Annotated in this window: 8 protein-coding genes; 1 reads left to right on the plus strand and 7 read right to left on the minus strand. The window is 41.0% G+C overall.

What is annotated here, in order from left to right:
- On the plus strand, positions 1-363 hold a 363-nt coding region (locus NZM04_04920), incomplete at its 5' end, for a hypothetical protein (GenBank protein ID MCS7063376.1).
- 55 nt (positions 364-418) lie between these two features.
- On the opposite strand, the gene NZM04_04925 is transcribed toward NZM04_04920, so the two are convergent.
- The 7 genes from NZM04_04925 to NZM04_04955 form a co-directional block, all read right to left on the minus strand.
- Complete coding sequence (locus tag NZM04_04925; protein ID MCS7063377.1) at positions 419-709, minus strand: hypothetical protein; 291 nt, start codon at positions 707-709, stop codon at positions 419-421.
- Between the two features lie 501 nt (positions 710-1210).
- Positions 1211-1447: a phospholipase D-like domain-containing protein gene (locus NZM04_04930; protein MCS7063378.1), complete on the minus strand. Its 237-nt coding sequence runs from the start codon at positions 1445-1447 to the stop codon at positions 1211-1213.
- Between the two features lie 2 nt (positions 1448-1449).
- Positions 1450-1899: a hypothetical protein gene (locus NZM04_04935; GenBank protein MCS7063379.1), complete on the minus strand. Its 450-nt coding sequence runs from the start codon at positions 1897-1899 to the stop codon at positions 1450-1452.
- Positions 1900-2208: 309 nt separating this feature from the next.
- Entirely contained in the window at positions 2209-3168 is a 960-nt protein-coding gene (locus NZM04_04940) for a hypothetical protein (GenBank protein ID MCS7063380.1), read from the minus strand.
- Positions 3169-3375: 207 nt separating this feature from the next.
- The gene (locus NZM04_04945; GenBank protein ID MCS7063381.1) at positions 3376-4152 is read right to left on the minus strand and encodes a hypothetical protein; all 777 of its coding nucleotides are present in this window, start codon (positions 4150-4152) and stop codon (positions 3376-3378) included.
- A 112-nt stretch (positions 4153-4264) separates the two neighbouring features.
- Positions 4265-4639: a hypothetical protein gene (locus NZM04_04950; protein ID MCS7063382.1), complete on the minus strand. Its 375-nt coding sequence runs from the start codon at positions 4637-4639 to the stop codon at positions 4265-4267.
- A 361-nt stretch (positions 4640-5000) separates the two neighbouring features.
- Positions 5001-5264, minus strand: a 264-nt coding sequence (locus tag NZM04_04955) for a hypothetical protein (protein MCS7063383.1), incomplete at its 5' end; no start/stop codon positions are given.

Consider the following 5264-nt stretch of genomic DNA (forward strand, 5'->3'; position numbering starts at 1 on the left):
GCTAGCGGCTGGCGCGGGTATCGCCTCGAAGGCGACGTCATTCACATGGGGGCGAGGCTTTATCATTATTCCACCGCCTGTTTCCTCGCCGCCGATCCCCTCGGCCATGCCTCAGATATGAGCCTCTACAGATACGCGAATGGAGATCCTATTAATTATATAGATCCTCGGGCCGCCCAGCTTGATGCTGTTGACAAGAGCTCCTGCGGCACTCCCGATGGCTTCGCCAATAGAGCCGCTAAAGAAATCGCCTCTGCAATTTCGCTCAATGTTCCTTGCAGCAACCCATGCGCTGCGCTCTTCATTACAAATTCGCCGACCTTGCATAATTCACAGAATATAGACTGTCGGACGCCGTTGTGACTAACAGTCCGCCTTATCCGATGCCGAAGGTTGCCGCAGCGTTAACGCGCACGGATTACAGCACCTTTGAAGCCAGTAAAAGGAAGATATCTTTTATGCGTCCGCCGGCCAAGATAGCGCCGACGCTGCCATTGACGAAACCTCCCGCAGCGATAGCGTTCATGTAAGAGTTGAAGGGCGGCGTTTCTGCGCTGATGGCGCTGTTGACAAAACCTCCCTCAGCACCCGCTACGACGGCAGCTATGAAAAGAATGGCCGCAGTTGCTCCAGCGGCTAAGGCTCCCATCGCTCTCAGAGTAGCTACACTGGCAGTAAGGAAGACAGCTGTGATGACACCATCCGCCAACTTTTCTTAATCCACTTGCCAACAGCTTTGAATATGGCTCCGATAGTTCTGAAGATAGGTTTCAAGAACTCACCGATTCCTGAGAAGATGGATTTAAAGAAATATCCTGAGCGGTGAATGAAGGAGAGGGGATTGCTCAATGCATAACTGTAACAAGCTTAGTTCTGGCTATAGCCGGGCTCCTATAGAAATAGGGGCAGGGCCGTTAAAACGCTTAAGAGCAGGTCATGCGCTATTCATGTTGTGAATGAGATTGACTTCATCAAGCATTTCATGGCTGGTGGAACTGAGTGCAATCGTAGCGATTTATGTCTTGCGTGGAAGGGGCCCAGGTGTCTATGTTACGGCGTTCTCTCCAAGCGTCGTGGCTTTAGCGCTCGACAAACTTGCCTGTTTCAGCGGTAAAGCAATCCAGGAAGCCTAGCAGATCTTGGTGATGGTATATCAGTGAAACAAAAACCGCCTACGAAAGCTTTCCTGTTTGAGTTGGCCGTTTTGTATTCAGGGGAGATTTTGAGTAAGGCACTGGAGGTGGTTACTATAGAATTTAACTACAGCTTCATTCTCTATACGTAGATAATCTTCTATATTTAATTCCTTTGCATTGAATGTCCAATTCGCGCTCCCTGTCCACACGATCCGATCGTCTATCGTCATGCACTTTAGATGCATACTTCCTTGTTGAGTGCCGCCGTCGAGTGGAGGAAGGTAAACCTTGATACCTTTTCTTGCTAGCATTTCTAAAATTTGCTTACCGGACCTCTAAGCATCTTATCACTGATGACCACCTTTACCTCTACACCGCGCTTCACTGCATCCACTAGTTTATTGATAACATCGCCATCAATCACATAATACATTGCTGCTTTAATTTCACGCACTGATTGCTCGATATCTTTAACAAGCATCTCTATCGCGCTACTCGTTTGCCCATCCCTTAATGGTGTGTAGTAACTCTCAATATCCTTAGCTATCATAGAAAATTTCTCTTGAATCTCGCCTGACCACTCCCTCTCTGTTCCTCCCATTATCCTACTGTAATCTATATTAGGGTCAACGCCAGGATTAGTGCGTGAATAAACCAATCGGTTCGCTATCTCGTCTCTCACCCATGGCTTCGCTTTTTTATAAAGCCAGCTCCATTTGTTTTTATACCTATTCACTATCTTCCTTGACTGAATAAATAGCACGTCCTATAAATTCATCAAAAATCCATACGATGACCAATTCGCGCTTCCCGTGGTCAATAATTTATTATCTATAATTGCGCACTTAAGATGAAGCTTCCCAGGCTCATTTTCTATAGAAACTTTTACCCCATCTTTATCCATCTTATCAAATCGTTCAAAAAACGATCTTGACTTGAGCAGATTCATGCTCAGTGCTATACCAATCCCAAAAATAAAATAAGCGCAGCAAGAGTATGACAATCAGAAGAACCCAATAAAACTTTTGTTTCAGCATAGATAGACAATTTTAAGGTTGGAAAATAGAATATTTCACTTATTCTCGAAATCAGGACCTAATACCAATCTTAATAGACCATTTCGCATCGAATCTCCTTCTTTGTAAAGATTGGGTAAATCACAAACGATTGAACTGCTTAAGGATTTGCATTGGAATTGAGGAAATGCATATTCGTAGTCACGCTCTTTTAGGACCTCTTCTATTCTAATAAGATTTAGTTGATCATTACTACCTCCGGAACATAAGAAATCAACCCAACCTCGCAATGCTGATGTAACTTTATACTCATTCTCCATAGCCCAACAGACAACCGTAACGACTCTAGAATTGGTATATATTTCTTTTGCTGAGAATAAGCAGTAATCTTTCAAATACTGGACTAAAGTAGGATCTATAGCTATATGTATGATTAAATACATTTCATTTTCTAAGAATTTATGAAAGGCATCATTTTCTTTGATTAGATAATCATCGTGTTTCTGAAGTGCTTTCAGTGTGTTTTTCCAGTCAGTATTGGGCCATGGATGTTTCTCCAGATATTCTTTCACCTCGAGATAGCCGTCATCTTTTAGCATTTTTCCAATCAGTGAGTATATAATCACATTCCAAGTATAGCATCCGAAGAGGTAGTTACTAAAATCTTGATAACTAAAAAATCGCATCATGAGCCTATATAAGTCTTCTAGATCTTGTTGATCTAAAGTCATTTTATTGAGATAAACAGGTTTGCTCAATTCAATTAATTTATCGATCATCAAATTTCCTATATCTAGTTTAGCTTGCTTGATTTTGAGTTTCTCTTTATTTTTTTCTCTTCGGACATCATGAGTCGATGGAAGACTTAACCATTTATCGCTGGAAACTATTTTTTCCAGCTCTTGATAGTTTTGAGCCTTGCTGATATTGTTCTTTAATTCATTTAGCTCTTTGAGTGTTTGACCGTGGCCAAGAGCGCAGATGAATAGATATACAATCCATAATTTTAGTTTCATAAAAGGGATTTTATTTGAAATTGAAGGGTATATGGGATTTGTCACCATAGAATATGATATTGATTTTATACACACGTCCTCCGTCCGATGCTTGAGTATAGCCTGATTGAGCAAAGGCACCATTGTCCAAAAAGATAGGAAGAGTATCTCTGTCAAAATCATACAAGTCATACATTTCACCGTAAAGTCTGATGCCCGTGCTACTATCTACATATCCATCTCGATCACAGGGACTTGAATCGTCATATTAAAAGACACCTTCCCAAGAGCTAGAAATAAGTCTGAATCTGGAACTATTGAAAATTGAAAACCTTGTTTCGGATAACGCCACTCAAACCAAACGGTGTTTTGATTGGGTGGTATTTTTGTCAGTTTTTCCTGCACTTCGGCTCGTCTTTCGTTCAATCTTCCTTTCAACCAATTATTAAATGTGTGGCTCTTGATCACACCTTGCAAAAGTTCTGATCTGTGAGCAAAATTCGCTGTAATCGAATCTCCAGGATTAGCCTCTGGTTTGAATAGCACTCCTACGTTATGAGTCAAGCCATTTTCATTTTGATATATAGTAGTAGGAGTTGCTATGGCACCTTCCGGCGTCGTGCTTGAGGCAAATGCTTCAACTAGATTAAGAGCATTAGGAAACACATTTAGAGGGAAATTTTTCAACGTATTAATTGCAGAATGATACTTTTCTCTGGAGACGATCTTTAGTTTGATATCATCTACGATATTCTTTTCTGCGGCTTCAAGCTTTCCATTGTTGTTTTTATCGTATCCACAGACGATGAAGTAATCGGCTTCATCGCTTAATCCATCAGCTGTGATTGAGACTGTTTTATCAGACGGATTATATGTATGCGAACCATTCATGATCTGATGGCCATTTTTAGCGAGCCGGAAGATCACTTTATCCTTGTGCTCTTGAGGTAGAGGAATTCCTAGCTTAGCTTTGACGTAGGCTTTGCCGTCATTTCTTGCTCCCATGAATATATAGTCATAGGGTCCGTTGCGGCCTCCATTCCCTGTTTTAATTAGTTTCGGTAACTTTTGTATATAATTGGCTGCGACATCGGGTAATTGGTCTGACCAGACTTTGTTAATAAATCGGGATTAAGACCACCTCCCAGTCACGCCGTTTATTCCAGCCTGGGTCTTCGATTTTGGGAAGGAATTCTTTTTCTTGGCCGCTGGAAAGCTCGGTGACTTTGATTTCATCAATTTGCCATGGGGGATTATTGTGATTGGGACCATCTTTGAATTGGCCATCGTAGGGGTCGCCTGAGATCAGTTGGGTATTTAACCAACTAGCACCTTGTTTTGTCCAGACAATTCTAGAATAATCATACTGCCCGTTGCCGATACTTGCTTCCCCGCCGAATCCAAACAGAGAACGTTGATTTAGATTACCTTCTCGTTTACGGTGTATTTCAAGGATTTTTATCTTGATAGGTTCATTCGACGATAATTTCATAGTGATAGCTTTATAGTATCCACGCTCCTCTTGATAGTGTGCATCACATTGAGTGGATATATCTACATATTGGTTGTTTACACAAATAGTTTGATAAGCGGGAGAGATATATTTGCGATTACGTTTTTCATACTGGCCTTTAATTGAAATTTCCTCACCTGTGTATTCTAAAAATGATCCGTAGTTAATTTTTGAAATGCTGTTTTTGACTAGTGTAGGATAGCCGAGTTGGCCAACCTTTAGCCAATCCTCATTTGACTGATAATTCCCTTATTCCTGCAAATAGTGTCTGAATTGATCAGGGCAGGCTAATAAATGTAACTATCCCCAAACTTATCCGTGCCCAAATCGAAAGCTTTTTCTATAGTGGATTTTCTTTTCGATTTGATTTATATAATAGTATGAGTATCAGTCCTATCATGGCTATTATCCCGATAATGCCGTAAGCGAACAAGTCCATATCGAAGATGGTGGCATTTGTAGAAGATAGAGTTTTTTGAGATTTAGGAGGCTTGAAATAGTTTTGTTTTATCACTTCAAATTCAGCGAGTAGTTTCTTTCTAAGATTTTCATTAATACGATATGGGGGCATTTTCCCTTTCCAGCCTTTTCCCTGTAGCTCTTG

Source organism: Candidatus Methylacidiphilales bacterium (assembly GCA_025056655.1).
In the GTDB taxonomy this organism is placed as follows: domain Bacteria; phylum Verrucomicrobiota; class Verrucomicrobiia; order Methylacidiphilales; family JANWVL01; genus JANWVL01.